This window comes from Methylobacterium sp. Leaf456 (assembly GCF_001425465.1).
Taxonomy (GTDB): domain Bacteria; phylum Pseudomonadota; class Alphaproteobacteria; order Rhizobiales; family Beijerinckiaceae; genus Methylobacterium.
Genome location: NZ_LMQV01000012.1, coordinates 366692 through 390293, shown reverse-complemented (window position 1 = coordinate 390293; position 23602 = coordinate 366692). Strand labels below are relative to the sequence as shown.

General features: G+C 70.7%; 21 protein-coding genes and 1 other RNA gene. 8 read left to right on the top strand and 14 right to left on the bottom strand.

All coding sequences use genetic code 11. The annotated features are described in order from the left end of the window. The first annotated feature begins 10 nt into the window (after positions 1–10). From ASG52_RS11800 to ASG52_RS11785, 4 genes are read left to right on the top strand one after another with little or no spacing between them, the layout of a single operon-like run. Complete coding sequence (locus ASG52_RS11800) at positions 11–514, top strand: DUF29 family protein (RefSeq protein WP_056243119.1); 504 nt, start codon at positions 11–13, stop codon at positions 512–514. Positions 515–567: 53 nt separating this feature from the next. Beyond that, a complete protein-coding gene (grxD, locus tag ASG52_RS11795; protein ID WP_056243117.1) occupies positions 568–903 on the top strand; it encodes a Grx4 family monothiol glutaredoxin in 336 nt (111 codons plus the stop codon). Positions 904–954: 51 nt separating this feature from the next. After that, positions 955–1857, top strand: coding sequence for an NAD(P)/FAD-dependent oxidoreductase (locus ASG52_RS11790; RefSeq protein WP_056243116.1), 903 nt, complete (start codon positions 955–957; stop codon positions 1855–1857). Between the two features lie 58 nt (positions 1858–1915). Then, entirely contained in the window at positions 1916–2800 is an 885-nt protein-coding gene (locus ASG52_RS11785) for an SMP-30/gluconolactonase/LRE family protein (protein ID WP_056243114.1), read from the top strand. Positions 2801–2803: 3 nt separating this feature from the next. Here the strand turns inward: ASG52_RS11785 and ASG52_RS11780 are convergent, their stop codons facing one another. The 14 genes from ASG52_RS11780 to ssrA all read right to left on the bottom strand — a co-directional run bounded on the left by ASG52_RS11780 (position 2804) and on the right by ssrA (position 20528). Beyond that, positions 2804–2977, bottom strand: a complete 174-nt coding sequence (locus ASG52_RS11780; RefSeq protein ID WP_056243241.1) for a metallothionein — start codon at positions 2975–2977, stop codon at positions 2804–2806. 137 nt (positions 2978–3114) lie between these two features. Beyond that, the gene (locus tag ASG52_RS11775) at positions 3115–4983 is read right to left on the bottom strand and encodes a response regulator (RefSeq protein WP_056243112.1); all 1869 of its coding nucleotides are present in this window, start codon (positions 4981–4983) and stop codon (positions 3115–3117) included. Then, positions 4980–6713 carry a response regulator gene (locus ASG52_RS11770; RefSeq protein ID WP_056243110.1) on the bottom strand — a complete coding sequence of 578 codons (1734 nt, stop codon included), beginning with the start codon at positions 6711–6713 and terminating at the stop codon, positions 4980–4982. Before ASG52_RS11770 ends, ASG52_RS11775 begins: the two co-directional genes overlap by 4 nt. Next, positions 6710–7771, bottom strand: coding sequence for a chemotaxis-specific protein-glutamate methyltransferase CheB (gene cheB, locus ASG52_RS11765; RefSeq protein WP_056243108.1), 1062 nt, complete (start codon positions 7769–7771; stop codon positions 6710–6712). The genes ASG52_RS11770 and cheB overlap by 4 nt, the downstream gene beginning before the upstream one ends. A gap of 35 nt (positions 7772–7806) precedes the next feature. Further along, positions 7807–10017, bottom strand: a complete 2211-nt coding sequence (locus tag ASG52_RS11760) for a hybrid sensor histidine kinase/response regulator (RefSeq protein ID WP_056243106.1) — start codon at positions 10015–10017, stop codon at positions 7807–7809. 10 nt (positions 10018–10027) lie between these two features. Further along, on the bottom strand, positions 10028–11707 hold the full coding sequence (locus ASG52_RS11755; RefSeq protein ID WP_056243104.1) for a methyl-accepting chemotaxis protein: 1680 nt from the start codon (positions 11705–11707) through the stop codon (positions 10028–10030). A gap of 46 nt (positions 11708–11753) precedes the next feature. Beyond that, on the bottom strand, positions 11754–12269 hold the full coding sequence (locus ASG52_RS11750; RefSeq protein WP_056243102.1) for a chemotaxis protein CheW: 516 nt from the start codon (positions 12267–12269) through the stop codon (positions 11754–11756). Then, a complete protein-coding gene (locus ASG52_RS11745; protein WP_056243100.1) occupies positions 12266–13717 on the bottom strand; it encodes a CheR family methyltransferase in 1452 nt (483 codons plus the stop codon). The genes ASG52_RS11750 and ASG52_RS11745 overlap by 4 nt, the downstream gene beginning before the upstream one ends. Then, a complete protein-coding gene (locus ASG52_RS11740) occupies positions 13714–14220 on the bottom strand; it encodes a chemotaxis protein CheW (RefSeq protein ID WP_056243097.1) in 507 nt (168 codons plus the stop codon). The genes ASG52_RS11745 and ASG52_RS11740 overlap by 4 nt, the downstream gene beginning before the upstream one ends. Positions 14221–14323: 103 nt before the next feature. Then, complete coding sequence (locus ASG52_RS11735; RefSeq protein WP_056243096.1) at positions 14324–14812, bottom strand: Ros/MucR family transcriptional regulator; 489 nt, start codon at positions 14810–14812, stop codon at positions 14324–14326. 204 nt (positions 14813–15016) lie between these two features. Then, positions 15017–18151 (bottom strand): efflux RND transporter permease subunit, encoded by a 3135-nt coding sequence (locus tag ASG52_RS11730; protein ID WP_056243094.1) that lies wholly within the window; start codon positions 18149–18151, stop codon positions 15017–15019. Beyond that, a complete protein-coding gene (locus ASG52_RS11725; RefSeq protein ID WP_056243092.1) occupies positions 18151–19269 on the bottom strand; it encodes an efflux RND transporter periplasmic adaptor subunit in 1119 nt (372 codons plus the stop codon). Before ASG52_RS11725 ends, ASG52_RS11730 begins: the two co-directional genes overlap by 1 nt. A 184-nt stretch (positions 19270–19453) precedes the next feature. Further along, positions 19454–20095, bottom strand: a complete 642-nt coding sequence (locus ASG52_RS11720; RefSeq protein WP_056243091.1) for an SspB family protein — start codon at positions 20093–20095, stop codon at positions 19454–19456. Positions 20096–20152: 57 nt separating this feature from the next. Then, positions 20153–20528: a transfer-messenger RNA gene (gene ssrA, locus ASG52_RS26255) on the bottom strand. Positions 20529–20561: 33 nt separating this feature from the next. Here ssrA and ASG52_RS11715 point away from each other — a divergent pair. The 4 genes from ASG52_RS11715 to ASG52_RS11700 all read left to right on the top strand — a co-directional run bounded on the left by ASG52_RS11715 (position 20562) and on the right by ASG52_RS11700 (position 23541). Further along, the gene (locus ASG52_RS11715; RefSeq protein WP_286159017.1) at positions 20562–21437 is read left to right on the top strand and encodes a CPBP family intramembrane glutamic endopeptidase; all 876 of its coding nucleotides are present in this window, start codon (positions 20562–20564) and stop codon (positions 21435–21437) included. Positions 21438–21667: 230 nt separating this feature from the next. Beyond that, positions 21668–22150 (top strand): hypothetical protein, encoded by a 483-nt coding sequence (locus ASG52_RS11710; RefSeq protein WP_056243088.1) that lies wholly within the window; start codon positions 21668–21670, stop codon positions 22148–22150. Between the two features lie 99 nt (positions 22151–22249). After that, positions 22250–23044, top strand: a complete 795-nt coding sequence (locus ASG52_RS11705) for a thymidylate synthase (RefSeq protein WP_056243086.1) — start codon at positions 22250–22252, stop codon at positions 23042–23044. Beyond that, positions 23044–23541 carry a dihydrofolate reductase gene (locus tag ASG52_RS11700; RefSeq protein WP_056243084.1) on the top strand — a complete coding sequence of 166 codons (498 nt, stop codon included), beginning with the start codon at positions 23044–23046 and terminating at the stop codon, positions 23539–23541. The genes ASG52_RS11705 and ASG52_RS11700 overlap by 1 nt, the downstream gene beginning before the upstream one ends. Positions 23542–23602: the final 61 nt, after the last annotated feature.

The following is a 23602-nucleotide window of genomic DNA, read 5'->3' as shown; positions in this document are numbered from 1 at the left end:
GGTCGCCCCGATGGACCGGCCGAGCCTCTACGACGACGACATCGTGACCTGGGCCGAGGAGCAGGCGGCTGCTCTGCGCGCGCTCGGCGCGCGCAGCGATCTGTCCGATGCGGTCGATTGGGAGAATGTCGCCGAGGAGATCGAGAGCGTGGGGCGTTCACAGATCCACGCGGTCGAGGGCCTGCTCACGCAGCTTCTGGCGCATCTTCTCAAGCAGGCTTCTGCGCCGATGGCGCGCCCCAGCCTGCATTGGCGCCAGGAGACGATGACGTTCCATCTTGCCGCGCGTGCTCGATATGAGAAGGCGATGCGCCAGCGTATCAGGATGGATGATGTGTGGAGACTTGCACAGGCGCACGCCGAATCCGCGTTGATCGCTTACGGTGATGCCCTTCTCCCGCGTCTGCCGAAGACCTGTCCGCTTTCACTCGATGAGCTGTTGGCCGATGTGCTCGATATCGACGCAGCACTCGTCCGGCTAGCGGGGGCTACTGGCTTGGCCGAACCCCGATAGTACCCTTCCGACAACCAAAGCCTAAACCAACTACTTTGAATAGGAACCAAGCGATGACCGACACCAACACCACCATCCAGAACGAGATCGCGTCGCAGGACGTCGTCGTGTTCATGAAGGGCACGCCGCAGTTTCCGATGTGCGGCTTCTCGGGGCAGGTCGTGCAGATCCTCAACTACCTCGGCGTGCCGTTCAAGGGCGTGAACGTGCTCGACGACATGGGCATCCGCGAGGGCATCAAGGCCTTCTCCAACTGGCCGACCATCCCGCAGATCTACGTGAAGGGTGAGTTCGTCGGCGGCTGCGACATCGCCCGCGAGATGTTCCAGTCGGGCGAACTCCAGCAGTTCCTGTCCGAGAAGGGCGTGCCGGTGAAGTCGGCCGCCTGAACTCTTCTCCTTCGCGAACGCTTGTCTCCCGGGTCGGCCCGGGAGGCTTCCATGTACGACGTGATCATCGTGGGCGGCGGCCCGGCCGGGCTCAACGCCGCCCTGATCCTAGGGCGCGCCCGCCGCCGCGTCCTGATCTGCGATGCGGGCCGACCCCGCAACGCCAACACCCCGGCGACCTGGGGCCTGTTCACCCGCGACGGCACGCCGCCCGCCGAGTTGCGGGCGCAAGCACGGGCCGATCTTTCCCGCTACGACACCGTCGAGCATCGCGAGATCGAGGTGACCGGCGCCTCCCGCGACGGGGACGGCTTTTCCGTCCGCCTCGCCGACGGGCGCATTGCGCGCTCCAAGCGGATGATCCTCGCCACCGGCCTGCGCCAGGACCTGCCGCCGGTCGCCGGCTTCGACACCTATTGGGGCACGGGCGTCCATTCCTGCCCCTATTGCGACGGCTACGAGGTGCGCGACCGGCCGCTCGCCATCTACGGGCGAGGGCACGACGGCTGCGGACTCGCCCTCGAACTGACGGGGTGGAGCCGCGATATCACTCTCTGCACCGACGGCCCCGACGGCGACCTCTCGGACAAGGACCGGGCGCGGCTGGCCCGCAACCGTATTCGTGTGGTCGAAGCGGCGGTCGAGCGGCTCGACGGCGACGGTGCCCGCCCGCACCGCCTGCATTTCCGCGACGGCACGGACATCCCCTGCGCCGCCCTGTTCGTGATGCCGTTCGCCTGCAGCCCCTCCCCGCTCGTCACCGAACTCGGCTGCGAACTCGACGAGACCCGCAGCGTCGTCCCGACCCGCGACTACGAGCGCACCAACGTGCCGGGCCTGTTCGTTGCGGGCGACGCCTCGCGCCGTGTCCAGTTCGCGGTGGTGGCGGCCGCGGAGGGCGCGATGGCGGCCTTCGCCATCAACACCGAGATCATTGCGGAGACGACGTGCTGAGGCACCGTGACCAACGCCGCCCACGAGCGTTGACCGCACGAAGCCTTGTGGAGCTCCGATGACACCGACGACCCATCCCGACCCCGTCCGCGTCGCCGTGGCCTGCGGCTGCACCCTCGGGGAGGAGGTTCTGTGGGATGCCCGCGACGCCTCGCTGCTCTGGGTCGATATCGAGAACCCGGCGATCTGGCGGCATTGGACGGAAAGCGGGGAGACGAAGCGTCTCGCGCTCGACGAGAAGCTGAGCTTCGCCCTGCCGACGCCGAACCCGCAGACCGTGGTGGCGGGCTTCCGCTCGGGCGTGGCGGCCCTGAATCTCGTGGACGGCACGCGCCGCCCCATCGTCCGCCCCGACGATGCCTCCGTCGGCAACCGCCTCAACAGCGGCAATGTCGGCCCCGACGGACATCTCTATTTCGGCAGCATGGACGACGCGGAGGAGGCGGCGACCGGCAGCTTTCATCGCTGGGACGGACGGCGGCTCCTGACCTTCGGAGGCGATGCCGCGGTGACGAACGGCCCCGTCGCGAGCCCGGACGGGCGGCACCTCTACACCATCGACACCGCGCGGGGGATCGTGCGCCGCCACACCCTCGACGGCGACGCCATCGGCGCCCCGGAGCCGCTGATCCGCTTCGAGGACGGCTGGGGCAAGCCCGACGGCCTGACGCTCGACGCCGAGGGCCATCTCTGGATCTGCCATTACGGCGCCTCGCGCATCACCCGCTTCCGCCCCGACGGCACGGTCGAGCGGGTCGTGCCGATCCCAACGGCCCTGGTGACGAAATGCGCCTTCGGCGGGCCGGACCTCACCACGCTCTACGTCACGACCTGCCTGCGCGGGCGCGATCCGGCCATCGATCCGATGGCCGGCCACCTGTTTCGGGTGGAGACCTCGTTCAAGGGCCTCCCGGCGCGGCTCTACGAGTTGCCGCTCCCTTAAAAATCAGCCGTGGCAGGTGCAGCCGGCGTGGTCGCAGCCGTCCTTCTCGGGATGGCCGTCGGCGCAGGCGTCGCAGCAGAACGCCTTCTCGTCGCGCTTCACCGCACCTTCCAGCGAGACCACGCAGACGCAGTCCGGGCAGGCGCACTTCACCATCTCGACGTTCACGCTGGTCATCATCGGCCCCTTGAGAAGAATCGTTCTGCAAACCGGCGCAGGCCGGCACGGAACGATCTTCGTTCCGGTCGAGGCGAAGCGCAATCGCCTACGGCCAAGATCGAACAAATGTTGCCTTTAGGGCGCGGGTTCGAGGCTCAGGCCCCACCGGCGAGAAGCTGCGACACGCGCGCGGCCAACTCCGCCGACGCGAACGGCTTCTGCATCACCGGCAGGTCGTTGGGGATCGGCACGGCCTCCGCGTGGCCGGTGAGCAGCAGCACGGGCACGCCCTCAAAACGGCTGCGGATCGCGGCGGCGAGTTCGACGCCGGTCATGCCGGGCATGGCGAGGTCGGCAACCACGAGGTCGAAGGCGCCGCCCTCCTCCATCATCGCGAGCGCGGTGCGCCCGTCCTTGGCTTCGGTCTCGGTGTAGCCGAAATCGCTGAGGAAGGAGGCCGTCACGTGGCGCACCTCCGGGTCGTCGTCGACGACGAGGATGCGGGCCGGCGCCGTGGCGGTGGCCACCTCCGGCGCGGATTCGGCGGCATCCGTCTCGGGCGCACCTTCAGCCTGCGGCAGGGCGAGTTCGATCCGGGTGCCGACGCCCACCTCGCTGGTGATGCGAAGCCGCCCGCCCGCCTGCTGGGCGAGGCCGAACACCATGGCGAGGCCGAGGCCCGTGCCCTGCCCCACCGCCTTCGTCGTGAAGAACGGCTCACAGACCCGTTCCAGCAGTTCGGGCGGGATGCCGGTGCCCTCGTCGGCCACCGTGACGACGGCGTAGGTGCCGGGCTTGAGGTCGGGATCGTCGGCGATGTGGGCGCGGCGCGTCGCGATCGTCACGCGTCCGCCGTCCGGCATGGCGTCGCGGGCGTTGATGCAGAGGTTGAGCACCGCCAGTTCGAGTTGGTCGGGATCGACCAGGGCTTGCGGCGTGTCGGGGTCGAGGTCGCGCACGACGGAGACGAGGCTGCCGAGGCTCGATCCGAACAGGGCGCTCATGCCCTCGATCAGCGCATTCGTATCGACGGGCTTCGCCTTCAGGTCGTTGGAGCGGCTGAAGCTGAGGAGCCGCTTGGTCAGGGCCGAGCCGCGCTGAGCCGCGCCGGTGGCGTTGTCGACAAGGCGCTTGACCCGCGGCTGGTCGGCGATCTTCGGCCCAACCAGTTCCAGGCTGCCGAGGATGGCGGTGAGCAGGTTGTTGAAGTCGTGGGCGATGCCTCCGGCCAAAGTGCCGAGCGCCTGCATCTTGTCGGATTGGCGAAGGCGAGCCTCCAGGCTCTTCTGCTCGGTGACGTCGCGCTCGATCGTGGCGAGGTGAGTCACCTCCCCGCTGAGCCCCCGGATCGGCACGCGGATGACGTGCGACCAGCGCTCGGCCCCGAGCACGCCGCGGGCGATCACCGTCGAGCCGGCCTCGCCGGTTGCGACCGCGCGGGCGTCGGCGGCCTCCGCCTCCCTGGCCTCGGGCGTGTCGGCCAGCGCGGCCTCGGTGCGGCCGAGGCTCGGCTCGATCTCGGCGCCCATCAGCGCCGCCTTGCGGGCGTTGAGGCGTACGAAGCGACCGCCCGCATCCTTGAACGAGATCGCCTCCTCGGCGTGATCCAGCAGGCCGCGCAGCAGGGCGCGCTCGGTGGCGAGGTCGCGGCCGAGGCGGTGGCGTTCGTAGGCGTTGCGCACGGTGGCGCGCAGCAGCGTCGGGTCCCACGGCTTGGCGACGTAGCCGATGATGCCGCCGCGGTTGAGCGCCGCGATCACCGCCGAGATGTCGGCGTAGCCGGTGAGCAGGATCGCCTGCGCCTCGTGGAACAGGCGCGCTTCGGCGAGGAGCGCGTCGCCGGTCATGCCCGGCATGCGCTGATCCGAGACGACGACGGCGATGTCGGGCTCGTCGCGTAGGATGCCGAGGGCTTCCTCGGGCTTGGCCGAGGTGATGACCCGGTACTCGTCCTCGAACAGGTCTTCGAGGGCGATCAGGATGTCCGGCTCGTCATCGACGGCCAGGATCGTGCCTCTGCTCATGCCGCTGCCGACTGCCTCGGGATGCCGATGACGAAGCTTGCGCCCCCACCCGGCGCCGTCTCCACGGTCAGCGAGCCGCTATGCGCCTGAACGACGCTGTAGGCAATCGCCAAGCCGAGCCCGGTGCCCGATCCGACCGGCTTCGTCGTGAAGAACGGCTCGAAGATTTTTTCGCGCAACGCGTCAGGAATCCCAGGCCCCGTGTCGCTGATGCGGATCGTGTCGGTCTCCTCGTCGGAGGCGGTCGCGATCGTGATGGTGCCGTCTCCGGGGATCGCGTCGGCGGCGTTGCCGAGGATGTTCATCACCACCTGATTGAGGAGCGCGGGCGTGCAGTGGATCTCCGCCCGCCCGGCGAAGTCGCGCCGGACGGCGATGCGGGTGCCGAGCTTGTGCTGGATCAGCGCCAGCACCGTCTCGATCGCCTCCGGCACGTTGACGAGGCCGCGCTCGCCTTCGTCGAGCCGCGAGAATTTTCGCAGGTTCAGCACCAGGTCCTGGATGCGGGTGAGACCGAGCCGCATGGAGCCGACGCGGTCGCGGGCCTTGGTGAGCGCGCGGGCACTGTCGGACGCTTCCGGGGCCGGCAGTTCGCCCAGGATGCGCTCGACGGTGCCCTGATGCGCCAGGATGAAGGCGAGCGGATTGTTGATCTCGTGGGCGATGCCCGCGACCAACTCGCCGAGCGAGGCCATCTTGGCGGCCTGGACGAGCTTGGCCTGCGCCTCGGTCAGCTTGCGGTTGGCGTCCTCCAGATCGCTGTTGGCCTGCTGGAGCGCATCGGCGAGCGCGGCGCGGGCGGCGGCGGCTTCGGCCTCGGCGCGGGCGCGCCCGATCTCCCGCTCCCGGTCACCGAATTCGCCGGAGATGCGGCGGTTGTCCTCCTCCAGCAGGCGACGGCGCACGAGGCCGCGCACCCGCATCGCCAGCACCTCGCCGTCGGCCTTCGACACCACGTCGTCGGCGCCCGCGGCGAAGGCGGCGACCAGCAGGCTCTTGTCGGGCTTGGCCCCGGCCATGCCGATCAGCGGGAAGCCCGCGCCGCCGGCCTCTCCCTGCGTGAGGCGGCGCGCGCCGATCTCGGTGCAAAGCGCGATGCCGTCATAGGGGCTGCCGACGAGGTCGAGGGTGACGCAGTCGAAGCTCGCCCCCGGCTCGTCCAGCGCCGCGAGCGCTGCGGCCTGATCGGCGGCGGCGACCACGGTGTGGCCCTCCTGCGAGAGCAGACCGGTGAAGAAGGCGCGGTAGGTGGCGCTGCCGTCCACGATCAGCACCCGGCCGCGGCGGAAGGCGGCGCCGGACGGGCCTTCCGCGGCGCCGCTCTTGCGCTCGCGCAGCAGGGCGCGGATGCGCAGCACCAAGAGATCGCGGTCGGCGGATTTCTCGACATAGGCGTCGGCGCCGCTCTCGAAGCCGTGGCGCTCGCCGTCCCGCGCACTCGTCAGCATCACGACGGGCAGGGCGCGGGTGCGCAGCGACAGCCGCATCTGCCGGGTGAACTCGTCGCCGTTCATGCCCGGCAGGTGATGGTCGGCCACCACGAGATCGGGCAGGTCGGTGTTGAGGAGATCGAGCGCCGCTTCCGCCGTCGCGCAGCGCTGCACGGAGAACCCTTGGGCTTCGAGCTGCAGCCGCAGTTCCAGCGCCTGGGTCTCGGAATCCTCCACCAGCAGCAGGCGGTGCTCGCGGAGCCCCGCCTCGGATACGCCCGCGCTCATCCCAGCGCTCATGCCGGCCTCCCCTGCGCGAGGCGAAGGAGATGCGATGCGACCTGTTCGAGCGGCAGCACCCGCGAGGCCGCCGAAAGCCGCACGGCGGCGGCCGGCATCCCGTAGACGACCGCGGAACTCTCGTGCTCGGCCACCGTCGCGGCGCCGGCCTTGCGCATGTCGAGAAGGCCGGTGGCGCCGTCCTCGCCCATGCCGGTCAGCAGCACGCCGATCCCCTGCGGGCCAACTTGGCGGGCGACCGAGGCGAACAGCACGGTGGCCGCCGGGCGCTGGCCGCCGACCGGGGCGGCGTCGCTCACGCGCAGCAGGTTGTTGGCGCCGAGTTCGAGATGCCGGTCGCCCGGTGCGACGTAGACGCGGGCCGCGCTCATGATCTCGCCGTCGCGGGCGAGCCCCACGGGGAGCGCCACCACGCCGTCGAGCCAACTTGCGAACCCCTCCATGAAGGCCGCGCCCATATGCTGGACGAGCAGGATCGGCAGCGGGAAGTCGGCGGACAGGCCGCCGATCACCTTGGCCAAGGCGGGCGGTCCTCCCGTCGAGGCCGCGATGGCGAGTACGCTCGGGGCGGCCGAGATCGGCTCGAACAGGGCCGGCATCTCGCTGGGAGGTGCGGTCTTGCGGGCGGCCCATTCGGCACCGATCGGGCGGCGGCGGATGACCGGCACGGCGGCCATGATGCGCAACTGCGTGCAGATCTGGCCGGCGACGGCGTCGTAGCCGTCGTTCGTCGTCGCCACCGGCTTCTCGACCACCGACAGGGCGCCGGCGCGCAGCGCGTTCATCGAGATCTTGAGCGAGGAATCCTCGACCGAATCGGCGATGACGACGATCGGCGTCGGCCGGTCGGCCATGATCCGGCGGGTGGTCTCCAGCCCGTCGATGCCGGGCAGGCGGATGTCCATCGAGATCACGTCGGGCCGCACGGTGTCGATGGCGGCCAGAGCCGCCTCGCCGGACTCGACCGCACCCGCGAGTTCGAGGCGTGGATCGCGGCTGATGATGTGGGTGAGCAGGGTGCGGACGACGAGCGAATCCTCGACCACCAGCACGCGCACGCGCCCCTTGGGCGCTAGAGAACCGCTTCCCCCGCTCACAGCAACTGACCGATGGTGTCCAGGAGCTCGCGCTGGTCGAATTTCTGCTTCGTGAGGTAGGCGTCGGCTCCGAGTTCGAGACCGCGGGCGACGTCCGCCTCGTCCCCGCGTGAGGTCATCAGCACGACGGGCAGGCGCCTGAACTCCTCCTCCCGGCGCAGTGCCTCGACGAGGCCGAACCCGTCGAGGCGCGGCATCTCGACGTCGGCCACGACGCAATCGACCGGCTCGATGCGCGCCCGCAGGCGGTCGAGCGCCTCCTGCCCATCGACGCAGACGATGACGCGGTAGCCCGCCGCTTCCAAGATGCTCTTCTCCAGGGTGCGGGTCGTGATGGAGTCATCGACAACGAGAATCGTCGAACGCCGCGTCTCCGCCATCGTTCCGTCGGCCGGATTGTATGGTTTCGTACGTTCATGGGAAGGCCTCGGGCCTGCATGGCCGAGCCGCGCGATGAGGCCGTCGGGGTCGAGCACCAGGGCCGGGGTGTCGGTGCCGAGCACCACCGTGCCGGTGACGAGCGCCGGATCGACGCCGAAGGGCGGGGCCGGCAGCACGAGGAGGCGGCGCACGTCGTGCAGTCGCTCGACGGTGACGACGCAACGGCCCAACGCCCCGCGCAACCGTAGGGCCGGCATCGTGGCCGATTCCCGCGCGGCCTCGGGTACGCCGAGCAGGGCAGAGAGCGAGGCGACGGGCAGCGTCGAGCCGGCGCGCTCGTCGTCGCCCTCGACCGGGACGACCGGACGGCCCGCCACGGTCTCCAGCGCGTCCGGGTCGAGCCGGGTCAGCGCCTCGACGGCGCCGCTCGGCAGGGCGTAGCGGGCGCCGCCGGCTTCCACGACCACCACCGGCCGCCTTGCGGCGGAGAGCGGGAGCGTCAGGATCAGCGAGGTGCCGTGCGGCGTGCGCGGCGCGAGCCTGACCTGCCCGTGCAGGGCGCGGGCGACTTCCGCCACGACCGAGAGGCCCATGCCGCGGCCCGACAGGGCGTCCACCGTGCCCGCGGTGGAGAAGCCCGGCTCGAACGGCAGCGCCAGCAGCGCTTCCGGGTCGGGCTGCGCGTCGGCGGCGAGCAGGCCGCGCTGGCGGGCGGTGGCTTCGATGGCCGAAAGATCGGGCCCGCGGCCGTCGTCGTGGATGCCGAGCAGGAGCCGCCCGCCCTGCGCCTCGACGCTGAGCAGGATCGAGAGCGCGGGCGGCTTGCCGGCGCGGCGGCGCGTCTCCGGCGGCTCGGCGCCGTGGCTGAGCGCGTTGCGGAGGGCATGCAGCACCGGGTCCTTGAGCGATTGGAGCATGGCGCGCTCCACCGGCAGATCGAGGCCGCGGGCGCTCACCTCGACGTCGCGCCCCTCGGCGCGGGCGAGGTCGCGCACCATGCGCGCCAGCCCGCCGAACACGGTCTCGGCCGGGACCAGGGCAAGGCGCTCGGCCTCTTCCCGCACGCGCGCGGCGGCGGTCTCGACGGCGAGGTTGGCGGCTCTCGAGCCCAGCGCGAGGTCGGAGGCCTCGCGGGCCAGCGCACCGAGCCCGGCTTCGATGTCGGCGAGGGCCCGGCGCAGGGCCGTGGCGTCGGCGAGATTCCCGGCCTGGCCGGGGCGTTGCGCGAGTTCGGTGCGGCGGCGCAGGTCGCGCAGTTGGGCGGTGAGCCGGGTCGCGCGCTCGGCGCTCGCGGTCTGGCTCGGCAGGGCGGCCCAGAGGCCGTGGCTCGCCCGCGTCAGCGCCTCGACGGCGGCGGCCGGCACGCGCAGGACGGCGAGCGAGGGATCGCCCGCCGGCTCCGCCACGGGAGTCGAAGGAGTGGGCGGCGGGGCGGGGGCCGGCTCGGGCTCCGCGGCGGGTTTGGGGGCGGCGGGGTCGAGGCAGGCGGCCAGCGCCGCGAGCGCGTCGTCCGGCATCGCCGCCGCGCCGCCTGCGGCGACGAACGCCTCGATGCGGTCGAGCGCGAGATGGGTCGCGGCGCGCGCCTCCCGGTCGAGGGGATGCTGGCCGGTATTGATGCGCTCGAACAGGGCTTCCAGCTGATGCGCCACCGCCTCGACCGGCGGCAGATCGACGGCACGCGCCGCACCCTTCAGGCTGTGGGCGCGGCGGAACACGTCGTGCCAATCGACGCCGCCCTCGGCGGCGAGCGCGGCGCGAATCGCTTCGAGATGCTCGCGGTGCTCGACCTCGAAGGCGGCGAGCAGCAGTTGGCGGATGTCCATCCGAGCCGCTTCAGAGCCGGTAGCGCTCGGCCAAAGCCATCAGCCCCTGGGCGAGTTCGGTGAGGTTGGCCGACGCCGTCTCGACCTCGCGGGTGCCGGCGGCGGTCTGCTGGCTCGCCTGCCGGATGTTCTGGAGCGCGCCCATCACCTGCTCGATGCCGAGCTGCTGCTGGTTGGTCGAGGCCACAATCTGCTGGAAGGTCTGGACGCCCTCCTCCACGCGGGCGGCCATCTCCTCGATGGTTCGCACGGTCGAGTCGGTGCGGGTCTTGCCCGCGGCGGCGCGCTTGACCGCCTCCTCCGTCAGCATGACGGACGCGTTGATGCCGCGCTGGATCTCGCCGAGGATGCCGCGCACCTGCACGGTCGCCTGCTTGGCCTGATCGGCCAGAAGCTTCATCTCCGAGGCGACGACGGCGAAGCTGCGGCCCTCCTCGCCGGCCGCGGCCGCCTCGATGGCGGCGTTGAGGGCGAGCAGGTGGGTGCGCTCCGAGATGTCGTTGACCGTGACGATGATCTCGCCGATCGCCTGCGTCTTTTCGCTTAAGCTCACGATGTTGCCGGCGACCGCCTCGCCCTGCTCGCGGATCGAGTCCATCGCCTTGGCGGTATCGGTCGCGGCGCGCAGGCCCGAGCGGGCGGTCTGCGCGGCCGCCTGGGCGGTGGCGATGACTTCGCTCGCGCGCTTCGAGATCTGCGCGCCCGAATGGGTGATCTCGTCCACCGTCGCGGCCGTTTCCTGCACGGCGGCGAACTGCTCCTCGACGCTGGCGGCCTGCTCCTGGGCCGAGGCGCGGATTTCGGCCGCCGCCGCGTTGAGGTCGGTGGTGGCGGCGCGGTTGGTGCGGGCGAGGTCGGCGAGCCCCGCCGCCATGCCGTTCAGCGTCGCGCCCAGCCGCCCGATCTCGTCCTGGCCGGTGCGCTCCAGCCGGCCGGTGAGGTCGCCCGCGCCGATGCGCTCGACGAAGCGCATGACGTTCTCCAGCGGGCGCACCACGGCGCGGCTGATCAGGATGGTGACGAGGATCGACAGGATCACCGAGGCAATCACCGTGATGGCGATCGACAGGCGGCTCGCCTCGTAGACCTCGCGCACGCTCTTCTGGCCGACGCCGATCACGCCGTCGAGCGCGGTGCGGGCGTTGCCGATGCTGCGCAGGAGGCCGTCGTGCAGGCGGTTGATCTCGTCGTTGCGGCCCTCGACGGTGGCGATGTCCTTGGCGTTGACCGCCTGGAGCTGCACTTCGCTCGCGGTGCGGACCTGTCGGAAGCTCTCGCTCACCTCGTCGATGACGCTGCCGAAGCGAATCCAGGCGGTGGCGCGCTCCGGCGAGATCGAGGCGGCGCGGTATTCCTTCACCTCCGCCGCGATGATGTTCAGCAGGCGCTCCAGCTCGGTGGCGTTCTGGCGCCAGCCGCCGAGATAGTCGTCCTGCTGCTGCCGCGGCGCCGAGCCTTGCGACGAGGTCAGCACCGCGATTACCGCGTTGCGGCGGACCAGCCCCATGTTGCGCGAGACGTTGCCGAGGTCGTCGAGCTGGCGCAGCACGCCGATGTCGCGACTGACGATGGTGTCGGTCATGTCGCGCACGGTCGCGATCTGGCGCAGGGCGTAGGCGCCGAGCAGCGCCACGATCAGGCTCGCGGCGACGAAGCCGAAGAGGATGCGTTTTCCGATCGAGAGCGACACGGGCGTTCGATGACTCCGGTGCGGGGCCGGCTCGGGGGCCGGGCCGTCAGGTGAGGAAGCGGGCCAGCAGCGCCGGCAGGTCGAGGATCGAGAAGCCGTCGCGGACATCGCCGGTCCGGTCGGAGCCCGGCGGGACATAGCCCAGAAGCGGGCCGTCTCCCAGAGAGTCGGCGGGCCGTGCTTCGATGCGGGCGATGCCGACGACGCGCTCTACTGCCAACGCCATCGCCGGCTCCTGCGCCCGCAGCCGCACGAGGTGGCCGTCCTCCGCCCCAGTTCCGAGCCCGAGGCAGGCGGAAAGGTCGAGCACGCTGACGATGGTGCCGGACATGGCGCAGATGCCGCGCAACGTCGTCGGCGCGCCGGGCAGGGCCGTGCAGGGCGGCAGCGGCGTCACCCCCGCGACGGCAGTGAGCGGCAGGCCGACGCGCTCGGAGCCGCAGGCGCAGACGAGGAAGCCTTCGGTCGCGACCGTGCGCTCGGCCTCAGGAGAGCGGGCGGCGAGCGCCGCCGCGCGGGCGTCGAGCAAGGTGTCGCGCTGTGCTTCCAGGGCGGCCCTCATGCGGCGGGCCCGCTCGTGAGGAGCGCCCGCGCGTTCTCGGCCAGGCGATGGGCGCTCACGCCGTCTCCTTCGGGCAGGATCGTCTCGGGCGCCAGTCCTTGCGCGAGGCGCAGCGCGTTGTCGAGGGCGCGGGCGGCCTCCTCCCGCCGCCCGTGCCGGGCGAGCAGCAGGCCGAGCTGGTAATGCGCCATGACGAAGCCGCGGTCGAGGAAGAGCGCGCCGCGCAAAGCCCGTTCGGCCTCCGCCTCGCGGCCGAGATCGAGCGCGAGCAGGCCTTCGTAGTAGCGCAGGCCCGGATCGGTGCCGCGCCCGCCGATTTCGTCCTGGATGAGCCGCCACGCCCGAGCCGTCTCACCCGCATCGGCGAGCCGCCGGATTTCTTCCAGCAGGTCGGCCGCTGCCGGTGCCTCGCCGGCTGGGACCGGCTGTGTCGCCTCCCGGGCGGCCGGCGGCGGGGGCGGCGGTTCGGGTGGCGTCGGTGGCACGAAGGCGGGCGGGGCCTCCGGCGTCCACGGCAGGAACGGCTGCGGCGCGGGCGCCGGCTCGCCGACTTCCGTGCCCGCCGGGCGGTAGGCGACGGTGCCGGGCAGCGCCACCGGCTCCAGCCATTGCGCGAAGGCCGGGTTGGGCTCGGCGTGGCCGATCAGCAGCCAGCCGCCGGGTTGCAGCCGCTGGCCGAGCGCCCGGACGATCCCGTTCACGTGCTCGGTATGGAAGTAGATCAACACGTTGCGGCACAGGATCAGGTCGAAGGCCGGCCCGAGCGCCGGGGACGCGCCGTCGATCAGCGTGAGCAGGTTGTGGCGCTCGAACCGGACCATGCGGCGATAGATCGGGCGCAGCGCGTAGGAGCCGTGCGGGCGTCCGGGCCGGGCCGGCATGTGCCGGAACCAGCGCAGGCGGTCGGGCTCGTCGAGTGTGCGGAGAGCCCACGGGCCGAACTCCGCGCTGCGGGCTGTGGCGAGCGCCTCCACGCTGAGATCGGTGCCGAGGATCGTCACCGACCACTCGGGGAGCGCCTCGCCGAGCAGGTCGCGCACGAGGATCGCCAACGAGTAGGGTTCGGCACCGGTCGAGCAGCCCGCGCTCCAGATCCGCAAGGTGCGGATGTCGGCACGCGCCGCGATCAGGTCGGGCAGGATGCGGGCGCGCAGGGCCTCGAACTGCTCGGCGTAGCGGAAGAAGAAGGTCTCGCCGATGGTGATCTCGGCTTCCAGCGCCGCCCACTCGTCGCGCCCGCCGGGGTCTTCGAGCCGGGCGAGGTAGGCGGTGCAGTCGGGCAAGCCGCAGATTTTCAGCCTCCGCCGCACCCGGTCGTGCAGCAGGTCGTCCTTGTCGGCGTAGTAGCTGTGGCCGGTCCGCGCGATCACCCGCTCCTTGAGCGCGGCAAAACCCGGATCGTCGGCGAAAGTCGCGGCGCGGCGCACGCGTTCGGGCGGGCGCGTCACGCGGGTCGGGCAGCCTCGAGCGTGCCGAACCGGGCGAGCCGCTGCCGCGCGCTCGTTGCGAAGGCGTCGAGCCGCGCCCGCTCCTCGAGCGTCAGGACGCGGTCGAGCGACAGCAGGTGGACGAGATTCTGGCCGTGGGCGAACTCGGCGACGACGCAGCCGTTCAGGCTGCGCGCCGGATCGACCGGCTTGAGGCTGCCCCTCGCGACGGTCACGACATCGAGCGCCCGGTCCACCAGCAGGCCGAGCGGGCGGGCACGGGCCAGCACGATATGGCGATAGGGATCGTCCGCGCCCGCCGCGTCGCGCAGGCCGAACAGCACGGCGAGGTCCACCACCGGCACCGGCTCGCCGCCGAGATCGAGCAGCCCCGCCACCGGCCCGCCGACGGTCGGCGGCGAGTGCAGGCGCGGCAGCGGCAGGATTTCGCGGATGTCGGCCTGCAGCAGGGCGCAGGGCGTGCCGGCCACGTCCACAATGAGATGGGCCGCGCCCGCCGCCATGCCTCGTCCCCCGGAATCAAAAGCGCCGGCCGCCCCGAGGAGCGGTCCGGCACGGGTTGTAGAGCAAGGGCCGCGACCCGGATACGCGTCGCGCCCCGCGGGCTCAGGCGACCTTCTGGCGCGAGCGCGACGGCTTCGCGGTCTGCGGCTCGGGCTCCGGCTCCTCGATGCGGCCGCCGGGGCGGCCCAGGCCGATCGACTTGGCGAGCGCCGAGCGCTGCGCGGCGTAGTTCGGGGCGACCATCGGGTAATCGTTCGGCAGGTTGTAGCGCTGGCGATACGAGTACGGGTCGAGACCGTGGGTGCCGAGATGGCGCTTGAGGGTCTTGTAGGGCTTGCCGTCGATGAAGCTGATGATCGCGTCCGGGGTCACGGACTTGCGGACCTGGCCCGGGGTCGGCTTCTCGACCGCTTCCTCGGCCGGGGCCGCCGCCGCAGTCGCGCCGCCGAGCCCGGTCAAGGCTGCGTGAACGTTGATGATCAGGCCGGGAAGCTCGGAAGCGGGCACTGAGTTGTTCGACACGTAGGAGGAGACGATGTCACTCGCCAATTCCACGAAGTCGTTGAACGATTTCTGACTCTCTTCCGTCATCCTGCTTGTCCGCTCCTTGGGCCCCTCGGTCGCCAAGATCATACGGGTCGCACGAAGACGCAAGGGAGCAATTTAAAAAACTACGTTTGCGTTGTGGGTTATTGGGACCAAAACACTCAAGTCGAGAGACCGGAGGGAGCGTAATCCGTCAAATGGAAGACACTGCGATCCTGTCCGAGCGAGGCCGGGTAACGAAGCAGGGACTCAGACGGCCGGGCGCGGGGTGCCGAAGCGGCCGTAGCGCAGCGCGAGGGTCGGCAGGATCAGGAGGTTGAGCACCGTCGAGGTGACGAGGCCGCCGAGGATCACGAGCGCCATCGGCCCCTCGATCTCGCGGCCGGGCTCGCCCGCCCCGAGCGCCAGCGGCAGCAGGCCGAGGCCCGTCACCAGCGAGGTCATCAGGATCGGCACGAGACGATCTGCCGCGCCCTCGATCACCGCCATCCGGCCCCAGGCCCGGCCCTCGACCGCGGTGATGTGCTCGTAATGCGAGACCATCATGATGGTGTTGCGCAGCGAGATGCCGAACAGCGTCACGAAACCGACGATGGAGCCGAGCGAGACCACCGCCCCGGTGGCGGCGACCGCGGCCACGCCGCCGACGAAGGCGAAGGGCAGGTTGACCAGCACGAGGATCAGGTTGCGGGTCGAGCCGGTCACGACGGCGAGCAGCACCACGATGCCGAGCCCGGCCAGCGCCGAATAGGCGATCAGGTCGCGTCGCGCCTTGGCCTGGGCTTCGGCCGCGCCGGCGAAGCTGACATAGACCCCCGGCGGCAGCTTCACCTCCCGCCCGATCTTGCGCCGGGCCGCCTCGACGAAGGAGGCGACGTCGCGCTCCTCGACGTTCGAGGTGATCGTCTGGACGCGCTGCGCGCCGATATGCTGGACGGCGTAGCGCCCGGAGGTCTCGTAGATGTCGGCGACCTGGGCCAGCCGAATGAAGCTGCCGCCGCGCACCCGGATCGGCAGGTCGCCGAGGCTCGACAGGCGGGTGCGGGCGGCCTTTTCGAGGATGACCGTGACGTTGAAGACGGCGTTGCCCTGATAGGTCTGCCCGACCACGTCGCCCTGGTAGGCGGTGCGGACGATCTCCAGAACCTCGACGGCGTCGAGGCCCCAGTGGCGCAGATCGTTGGCGCGGAGCGACACGTTGATCTGCGGGAGACCTGCGGGCGAGACCACCTGCACGTCGGCGGCACCCCGCACCTCGGCGAGTTCGCGCGCCACGTCGCGGGCGGCGGCCTCGATCGCGGACAAATCGTTGCCGAAGACGTGGACGGCGACCGGGGCGGTGAAGCCCGAGACCGTCTCCTCGATCCGCTCGGTCAGGAAGGTCTTGAGCGAGAAGCCCGCGCCCGGCGTCTTGGCCATCAGCGCGCGGATGCCGGCCTCGGCCCGCTCCTGGCCCGCGCCGTCGAGGCCCGCGGTGAGGTCGATGTGGATCTCGCTGTAATGCGTGCCGCCGACATCGTAGCCGGCCTCCGCCCGCCCGACCTGCTGGGCGACGGCGCGCACGCCGGGCACCTCCTTCAGCGCCTGCGTGATGTGCCCTCCGAGCCGCAGCGACTGCTCCAGCGAGGTGCCGGGGGCGGCGGCCATGTGCAGGATCAGGTGGCCCTCCTTCAGATCGGGCAGGAAGGCGCCGCCGAGGAAGGGCACGGTCGCGCCGGCTACGATGACCGATACGAGTCCCAACGCCATGATGCGCTTCGGCGCGCGGTCGATGCGGGTCAGGAGCCGCATATAGGTGGCGCGTGAGGCGCGCATCGGCAGCGGATCGAGGGTCGGCAGGCGCTTGCGCCGCGCCAGCAGCAGGACGGCGAGCGCGGGCGTCAGCGTCAGCGCGACCGCGAGGGAGGCGATGACGGCGAGGATGTAGGTGAGCGCCAGCGGCCCGAACAAGCGGCCGGCCACACCCGTCAGAGCCAGCACCGGCAGGAAGACGAGGAGTACGGCGAGCGTCGCGTAGGCGACCGAGGTGCGAACCTCCATCACGGCGTCGAACACCACCGCTTGGCCGGGCAATGGTGTTTCCAGGCGCCGGTTCTCGCGAAGGCGCCGCACCACGTTCTCGACGCCGATCACCGCGTCGTCCACCACCTCGCCGATGGCGATGGCGAGCCCTCCGAGCGTCATCGCGTTGAGGCTCTCGCCGAGTGCGGCCAGCACCGCGACCGCGGCGATCAGCGAGAGCGGGATCGCCACCGCGCTGATGAGGCTGGTGCGCCAATCGAGCAGGAACAGGAACAGCACGACGATCACGAGGAGCCCGCCGAGCGTGAGCGCCTGGATCACGTGGCCGTTGGCGACCGTGACGAAGTTGGCGGGCCGGAACAGGTCGGCGCGGAGCGTGATGCCCTCGCGCTCCAGGCCCGGCCGCAATTCGGCGAGCGCCGCCTCGACGCGGGCAGTGGCCTCCACCGTGTTGGCGCCGATCTGCGCGCCGACCGAGAGCATCACGCCGGGCACGCCGTCGATTTGCGCCGCGCTGATCGGCGGCTCGGGGGCGTCGCGCACGTCGGCCACGTCGCCGAGCGTCACGCTGGCCCCGCCCTCGTTGACCAGAACCGTGCGGGCGACTTCTTCCGGGGTCAGCGACTGCCCCTCGGTCTGGAGCGCGATGCGCTGGTTCGTCGTATCCACGAAGCCGGCGCCGCGCACGCCGGTCGCCTTGCGGGCGGCGGACAGCACGTCGTTGAGGCCGATGCCGAAGCGGATCAGGTCGCGCGGGCGCACCTGCACCTGAATCGAGCGGATGTCGCCGCCATAGACCAGCACCTCGGCGATGCCGGGCACGGCGAGCAGCCGCAGCCGCAGGCGCCAGTCGGCGACGGTGCGCAGATCGAGCAGCGAGCGCGTCGGCGAGGTGAGGCCGAGGACGAGGACGGTGCCGGTCGAAGAGGTCAGCGCCGTCATGGTCGGCGCCATCACGCCCTGCGGCAGGCGGCTGGCGACGGTGGCGAGGCGCTCGTTCACGAGCTGGCGGGCCCGGTAGATGTCGGTGCCGGTGGTGAAGGTGGTGGTGACGACCGACAGGCCCTGGATCGAGGTGGAGCGCAAGCTTGCGATGCCGGGCAACCCGTTGATCGCCCCCTCGACCGTCTGCGTGACGATGATCTCGACCTGCTCCGGGCTCAGGCCCGGCGCCTCGGTCTGGACCGAGACGGTGGGCGGCGCGAATTCCGGGAAGACGTCGTACTTCGCCTCGTTCAGCGCCATGACGCCGTAGGCGAGCAGCGCGAGGCAGAGCGCCAGCACCACGCCGGGAAAGCGCACCGCGAAGGCGACGAGGGCGGCCTGGGGCCCGGTGTTCGGAGCGGCCGGGGGCACGGCCATCAGTCGTCGTCGTCCATCGGCGCGGGCGCCTGCGCCCTCGCCTCCTCGGACAGCAGCGCCTGCGCGCCGCCGACGACGATCTCGGTTTCTCCGCCGAGATCGCCGACCACGTAGGCATCGGCCGACATCGCGGCGTTCGGCGGCAGCGGGTGGCGGGCGAAGCCGTCCTCGCCGACTTCGCGGTAGAACCACGCCCCGCCCTGCCAATGCACCACCGCGTCCTCCGGCACGAGGATGCCCTGGACCGCGCGGTCGGCGGTGATGAAGGCGAGCGTGCTGAGGCCCGGCAGCAGGCCGCTGTCGCCGGAGACGAGATAGAACAGGCTCACGCCCTGGATGCGCTGGTCGGTGCGGGTGGCGGGCGAGACGTAGCGCAAGGCCACCCGCTCGCTCTGCGGCGGCACCTCGGCGAATGCCGTGTCGGGCCGGCCCTTCAGGGTCTCGCCCGGCGGCAGCGTCACCTGCACGAGGAAATCGACGCGCTCGATCAGGCGCGTCACCACGACGGAGCGCTCGACGATCGCCTTGCCGATCACCGGGCCCCATTCCTGCTGGGCTGTGGCGGCCAGCGTGCGCAACTGGGATTGCGCCGCCGAGAGCGTGGCCTGATCGGTCTGGTAGGTGCCCTCCGCGGTCTCGACCTGCACCTGCGTGGCATAGGCGCCGAGATTGCGCGCGCGCTGGAAGGCGCTCTTCGACACCTCGGCCTTGGCCTGGGCGGTCTGGAGCGCGGCCTGGGCGCTGGCATAGGCGTTGGTGAGTTCAGTAACACGGGCGAGATCGAGGACGCTGCCGTAGGCCTGGATCTCGATGCGGTGGCTGCCCGGCGCGACGCGCCGCGTCTCGACGCCGATGCGCGCGCGCTCGTCGGCATCGAGTTTGACGACGACCCGCCCGTTTTCGAGCGCCGTGCGCTGGACGGGCTTCGCTTCGGCTTTCGACTCGGGCAGGGGCGAGGGCGCGCGGGCGGCGGCGGGCTTCTCGGCGAATCTCGCGAAAAGATCGTCGAGATCGGGCAGGCGGCTCACGAGGCGCGGCTCGAGCGCGAGGACGAGCCCGCCGAGCGCCAGCACGAGGGCGATGACGAGCCAAGCCTGTGAGCTGCCCCGCCCCTTCACCCGCACATCCTCCCACCGACGACCCGGTGCCGTCAGGCTGGATTACCGAATGATCCCGGGTTTGGATACCGAGATTGCCCGTTTCGCGCCGATATCGCGGGCTTTTGCGCGGCTGCGGTAAACGGCTTTCGCCCCGTGTCCCACCCAACCCCTCATCCTGAGGGGGCGGGATCGGATGAGCGACTCAGTTCTTCTTGCGGAACGCGTCGAGGCTGACGACCTCGGCGCTCGCCTCCTTGTCGCCCTTCTCGGCGGCTTCGGGCTTCGCCTTGTCCTTATCCTTGCCGCCGTCCTCGGCCTCCTTCGCCTCGCGGGTGATGGGGAGGGCCGGCACGATCTTCGGGCCGGCGGCGACGGGGGCGAGGCCGGTCCCCTTCGGCTTGATCTCGGCGGGCTCGGAGGCCGCGCCGCGCGGGCCGGGTTTCGGGGCGGCAGCAGGCGCCTCGGCGCTTTCCTCGCCTTCAGCGCCCTCGTTCAGGTCGAACTTGAGCCCGAACTGCACGGAAGGATCGAAGAAGCCGGACAGCGCGTCGTACGGGATCAGCAGCCGCTCCGGCACGCCGGAGAAGGACAGGCCAACCTCGAAGGTATGCTCGGTGACGTTCAGGTCCCAGAACTGGTGCTGCAGGACGATCGTCATCTCCTGCGGATATTTCTCGCGCAGGCGCTGCGACATGCGCACGCCCGGCGCCTCGGTGCGGAAGGAGATGTAGAAGTGGTGCTCGCCCGAGAGCCCCTCGCGGGCCGCGTCGGTCAGCACCTTGCGCACGACGCCGCGCAGGGCATCCTGAACCAGGAGATCGTAACGGATCAGATCTTCGGCCATCGGCGCTCGCTTGTCCGGTCACGGCCGGAGGGCGGCAGCGCCGGGACGTGGAAATTGAGTGGAGGTTTCTGTTGCCAGGTACCTCCGAACCCCGCCTAATCGGTGCTACCCGTTAGGACTTTAGGTCGGTTTTTGGCACCGCTTACGCGGCGACAGCCACCGGAGCAAAGTTGTCGTTGGCAACTATTGCAAAGGCCCGATAACGGCGGAACCATGCCGAGCGAAAGTGCTCCCTTTACGCCCTCGTCGATCCTATTTCGCCCCCGCCGGAACCCAGCATCTCGGCCATGCGGCCATCGGTCCTGGGTTCGGGTGGAGGCGCCGGGTACCGCCCCCGGGTCCGATAGGTTTATTGCGAAGAACGTTTATCGCCATAGCCGGACTTGCGACCGGCAAGGGGAATATAGAGGGGCCGACGGCGGTTTTGAAGAGCGATCCGCGCTCAGACCCGCTCCGCGTTGGAAGCGTGGCCGATTTGCCGCCCTCCGAGGGTGGCGCGAGCGCGCATTCCGGCACCGAATCACCCCCGATCACCCTCGCCGCCGCCTCGCTCGCGTGGTTCGGTCGCATGCTCGGGCTGGTGCTCGTGCCGCTCGTGATCCTCGTCGCCGCGACCTTCATCGCCGGCCCGCTGGTGCGGCTCGTCGGCGATTGGCGCCTCGGGATCGATCCGTTCATGCCGACGCAGCTGCGCCCGCGCCTGCCGCTGGCCGAACTCGCCGCCCGCGGAGTCGTCACCGATGTTCTGCGGCAGGGGGTGATGGCGCTCCTCGTCGTCGGGCTCGCGGCTCTCGCCTGCCGCGGGGCCGGACCGGGGGCGCTCGCTCGGCGGCTCGGGTTCGCGGAGCCGACGCTGCCGCGCGCCTCGACCCGGCGGCTGCTCTGGCTCCTGCCGCTCTGGCCGCTGATCCACATCACTTGGGTCACGGCGACCGCGGCGGCGCTCAACGTCAACTTCGCGCAAGGCGTCCGCATCTCGCCGTTCCTGTCGCCGACGATGGTGACGCTGTGGTTCGCCTTCGCGGTCCTGCTCGCGCCGATCGCCGAGGAGCTGCTCCTGCGCGGCGAGGTCTATGCTCGCGCGAGCAGCTTCCTCGGGCCGGCGGCGACCATCGTGGTCACCGCGCTGATCTTCTGCCTCGCCCATGTCGGACTGGAGCCGGCGCCCCGGAACGCCAGCGCCCTCAACGCGCTAGCCCGGCCGCTGACCCTGCTGCCCCTCGCGCTGACGCTCGGCTGGCTGCGCTGGCGCACCGGCCGGCTCTGGCCCTGCATCCTGCTCCACGCCTGGAGCAACCTCGCGCTGGTCGCCTACCAGCTCGGGCCCGCCCTCTGGCGCTGAGGCGGCTCGCGTCCCCCCGCGCCGGGCCGACCGCCCCCCACGCGATGCCGTGTTCTGCGAGGAGGAGCCTGTCACGGACATCCGGTTGCGTTGACGACGCGCGGGTGAGACGGTAGAGCGCCGAGCCGATAGATCAGAGAGTGCCGCCGATGAATGTTCGCATGACCAGAAAGGAAGCCGATCTATTTATGGCTTTCTTGTCTCCGGCGCGTTCATACTTTGAATTCGGCATGGGGGGCAGCACGATTGCCGCCGCGAAGACCGTGACCGGCCGGCTCTACGCCGTCGAGAGCGACGAGGCCTGGATCGCCAAGGTCGCGGAGACGATCGGCGATTCGGCCGCCGAACGGAAGCTGCTCTACGTCGATATCGGCCCGACCAAGAAATGGGGTGTCCCGACCACGGACATCTGCCGGGACAACTTCCCCAAATATTCCGGCGCCATCGCCGAGAGCGGCATCGACGACTTCGACCTCTGCCTCGTGGACGGCCGGTTCCGCGTCGCCTGCTTCCTCCAGGCGCTGCGCCACCTGCGTCGGGGCTCCGTCGTCGGCATCCACGATTATCGCAGCCGCAGGAAGTACCACGTCGCCGAGCAGTTCGGCCGCATCATCGCCGAGGCCGAGGACCTGACGTTCTTCGTCCACAAGCCCGATCTCGACAAGACCGCTCTGCAGGACGCCCTCGACCGTTACCTCTACGTCCACGATTGATCGCACCCCGACGGCGCCGCGTTTCCCTAGCGCCCCGTCCCGGTTCGGTCATAGAACCGACCTCCGGCTCCGCAGGAGCGTCGGGAGGCAGGCGGTGTCATGCGCGCGTATCACGATCTCCTGACCCGCATCCTCGACGGCGGCACCCGCAAGGAGGACCGCACCGGCACCGGCACGCTCTCGGTGTTCGGCCACCAGATGCGCTTCGACCTCGCCGAGGGCTTCCCCCTCGTCACGACGAAGCAGCTCCATCTGCGCTCGATCATCCACGAGCTGCTGTGGTTCCTGAAGGGCGACACCAACGTTCGGTATCTCCGCGAGAACGGCGTCACGATCTGGGACGAGTGGGCGGACGCGAGCGGCGATCTTGGCCCGGTTTACGGCCGGCAGTGGCGCTCGTGGGAGAAGCCCGGCGGCGGCACGGTCGATCAGATCGCATGGGTGCTCGACGAGATCGCCCGCAACCCCGATTCGCGCCGCCTCGTGGTTTCGGCCTGGAACCCGGCCGACCTCGACAAGATGGCGCTGGCGCCGTGCCACTGCCTGTTCCAGTTCTACGTCGCCGACGGGCGGCTCTCCTGCCAGCTCTATCAGCGCTCGGCCGACGTGTTTCTCGGCGTGCCGTTCAACATCGCAAGCTACGCGCTGCTCACCGCGATGATGGCGCAGGTGACGGGCTATGCGCCGGGCGACTTCGTCCACACCTTCGGCGACGCGCATCTCTACGCGAACCACCTCGATCAGGCCCGGCTCCAACTGTCGCGTGAGCCGAGGCCGCTGCCGAAGCTGCGGCTCACCCCGGAGGTCCGCTCCCTGTTCGACTTCACATTCGCCGACATCGCCATCGAGGACTACGCGCCCCATCCCGCGATCAAGGCGCCGGTGGCGGTCTGATGGCGTCCCGCATCGCCCTCATCGCCGCGGTCGCCCGCAACGGCGTCATCGGCCGCGACAATGGCCTCGTCTGGCGTCTGTCGAGCGACCTCAAGCGCTTTAAGGCGCTGACGCTCGGCAAGCCGATCCTGATGGGCCGCAGGACCTGGGACTCGATCGGCCGGCCGCTGCCCGGACGGCGCAGCCTCGTGCTGACCCGCGACCGTAGCCTCGCTATCCCCGGCGCCGAGATCGTGCATTCCTGGGACGAGGCGGTGGAGGCGGCGGGCGCCGACGAGCTGATGGTGGTGGGCGGTGCCGAGATCTACGCGCTCGCCCTGCCGCATGCCGACCGGCTCCACCTCACCGAGGTCGAGGCGGCGCCCGAGGGGGACGTGCATTTTCCGGATTTCGACCGTTCGCAATTCCACGAGACGCTGCGCGAATCCCATCCGGCGGGGGAGCGCGACGAGTTTCCCTTCCACTTCGTGGATTGGGAGCGCCGGTCAGGCCGTTGAACGAACCGGGGCGCATTGGCCGCAGGGCCCCGGCGGGGTCGGAGCCGGCGGTTGCGGTTGC

Excerpts from the sequence above, each read along its gene's own strand:
- ASG52_RS11800 (WP_056243119.1), top strand. The coding sequence starts at position 11 with ATGGACCGGCCGAGCCTCTACGACGACGACATCGTGACCTGGGCCGAG.
- grxD (WP_056243117.1), top strand. The coding sequence starts at position 568 with ATGACCGACACCAACACCACCATCCAGAACGAGATCGCGTCGCAGGAC.
- ASG52_RS11790 (WP_056243116.1), top strand. The coding sequence starts at position 955 with ATGTACGACGTGATCATCGTGGGCGGCGGCCCGGCCGGGCTCAACGCC.
- ASG52_RS11785 (WP_056243114.1), top strand. The coding sequence starts at position 1,916 with ATGACACCGACGACCCATCCCGACCCCGTCCGCGTCGCCGTGGCCTGC.
- ASG52_RS11780 (WP_056243241.1), bottom strand. The coding sequence starts at position 2,977 with ATGACCAGCGTGAACGTCGAGATGGTGAAGTGCGCCTGCCCGGACTGC.
- ASG52_RS11775 (WP_056243112.1), bottom strand. The coding sequence starts at position 4,983 with ATGAGCAGAGGCACGATCCTGGCCGTCGATGACGAGCCGGACATCCTG.
- ASG52_RS11770 (WP_056243110.1), bottom strand. The coding sequence starts at position 6,713 with ATGAGCGCTGGGATGAGCGCGGGCGTATCCGAGGCGGGGCTCCGCGAG.
- ASG52_RS11760 (WP_056243106.1), bottom strand. The coding sequence starts at position 10,017 with ATGGACATCCGCCAACTGCTGCTCGCCGCCTTCGAGGTCGAGCACCGC.
- ASG52_RS11750 (WP_056243102.1), bottom strand. The coding sequence starts at position 12,269 with ATGAGGGCCGCCCTGGAAGCACAGCGCGACACCTTGCTCGACGCCCGC.
- ASG52_RS11740 (WP_056243097.1), bottom strand. The coding sequence starts at position 14,220 with ATGGCGGCGGGCGCGGCCCATCTCATTGTGGACGTGGCCGGCACGCCC.
- ASG52_RS11735 (WP_056243096.1), bottom strand. The coding sequence starts at position 14,812 with ATGACGGAAGAGAGTCAGAAATCGTTCAACGACTTCGTGGAATTGGCG.
- ASG52_RS11730 (WP_056243094.1), bottom strand. The coding sequence starts at position 18,151 with ATGGCCGTGCCCCCGGCCGCTCCGAACACCGGGCCCCAGGCCGCCCTC.
- ASG52_RS11720 (WP_056243091.1), bottom strand. The coding sequence starts at position 20,095 with ATGGCCGAAGATCTGATCCGTTACGATCTCCTGGTTCAGGATGCCCTG.
- ASG52_RS11710 (WP_056243088.1), top strand. The coding sequence starts at position 21,668 with ATGGGGGGCAGCACGATTGCCGCCGCGAAGACCGTGACCGGCCGGCTC.
- ASG52_RS11705 (WP_056243086.1), top strand. The coding sequence starts at position 22,250 with ATGCGCGCGTATCACGATCTCCTGACCCGCATCCTCGACGGCGGCACC.
- ASG52_RS11700 (WP_056243084.1), top strand. The coding sequence starts at position 23,044 with ATGGCGTCCCGCATCGCCCTCATCGCCGCGGTCGCCCGCAACGGCGTC.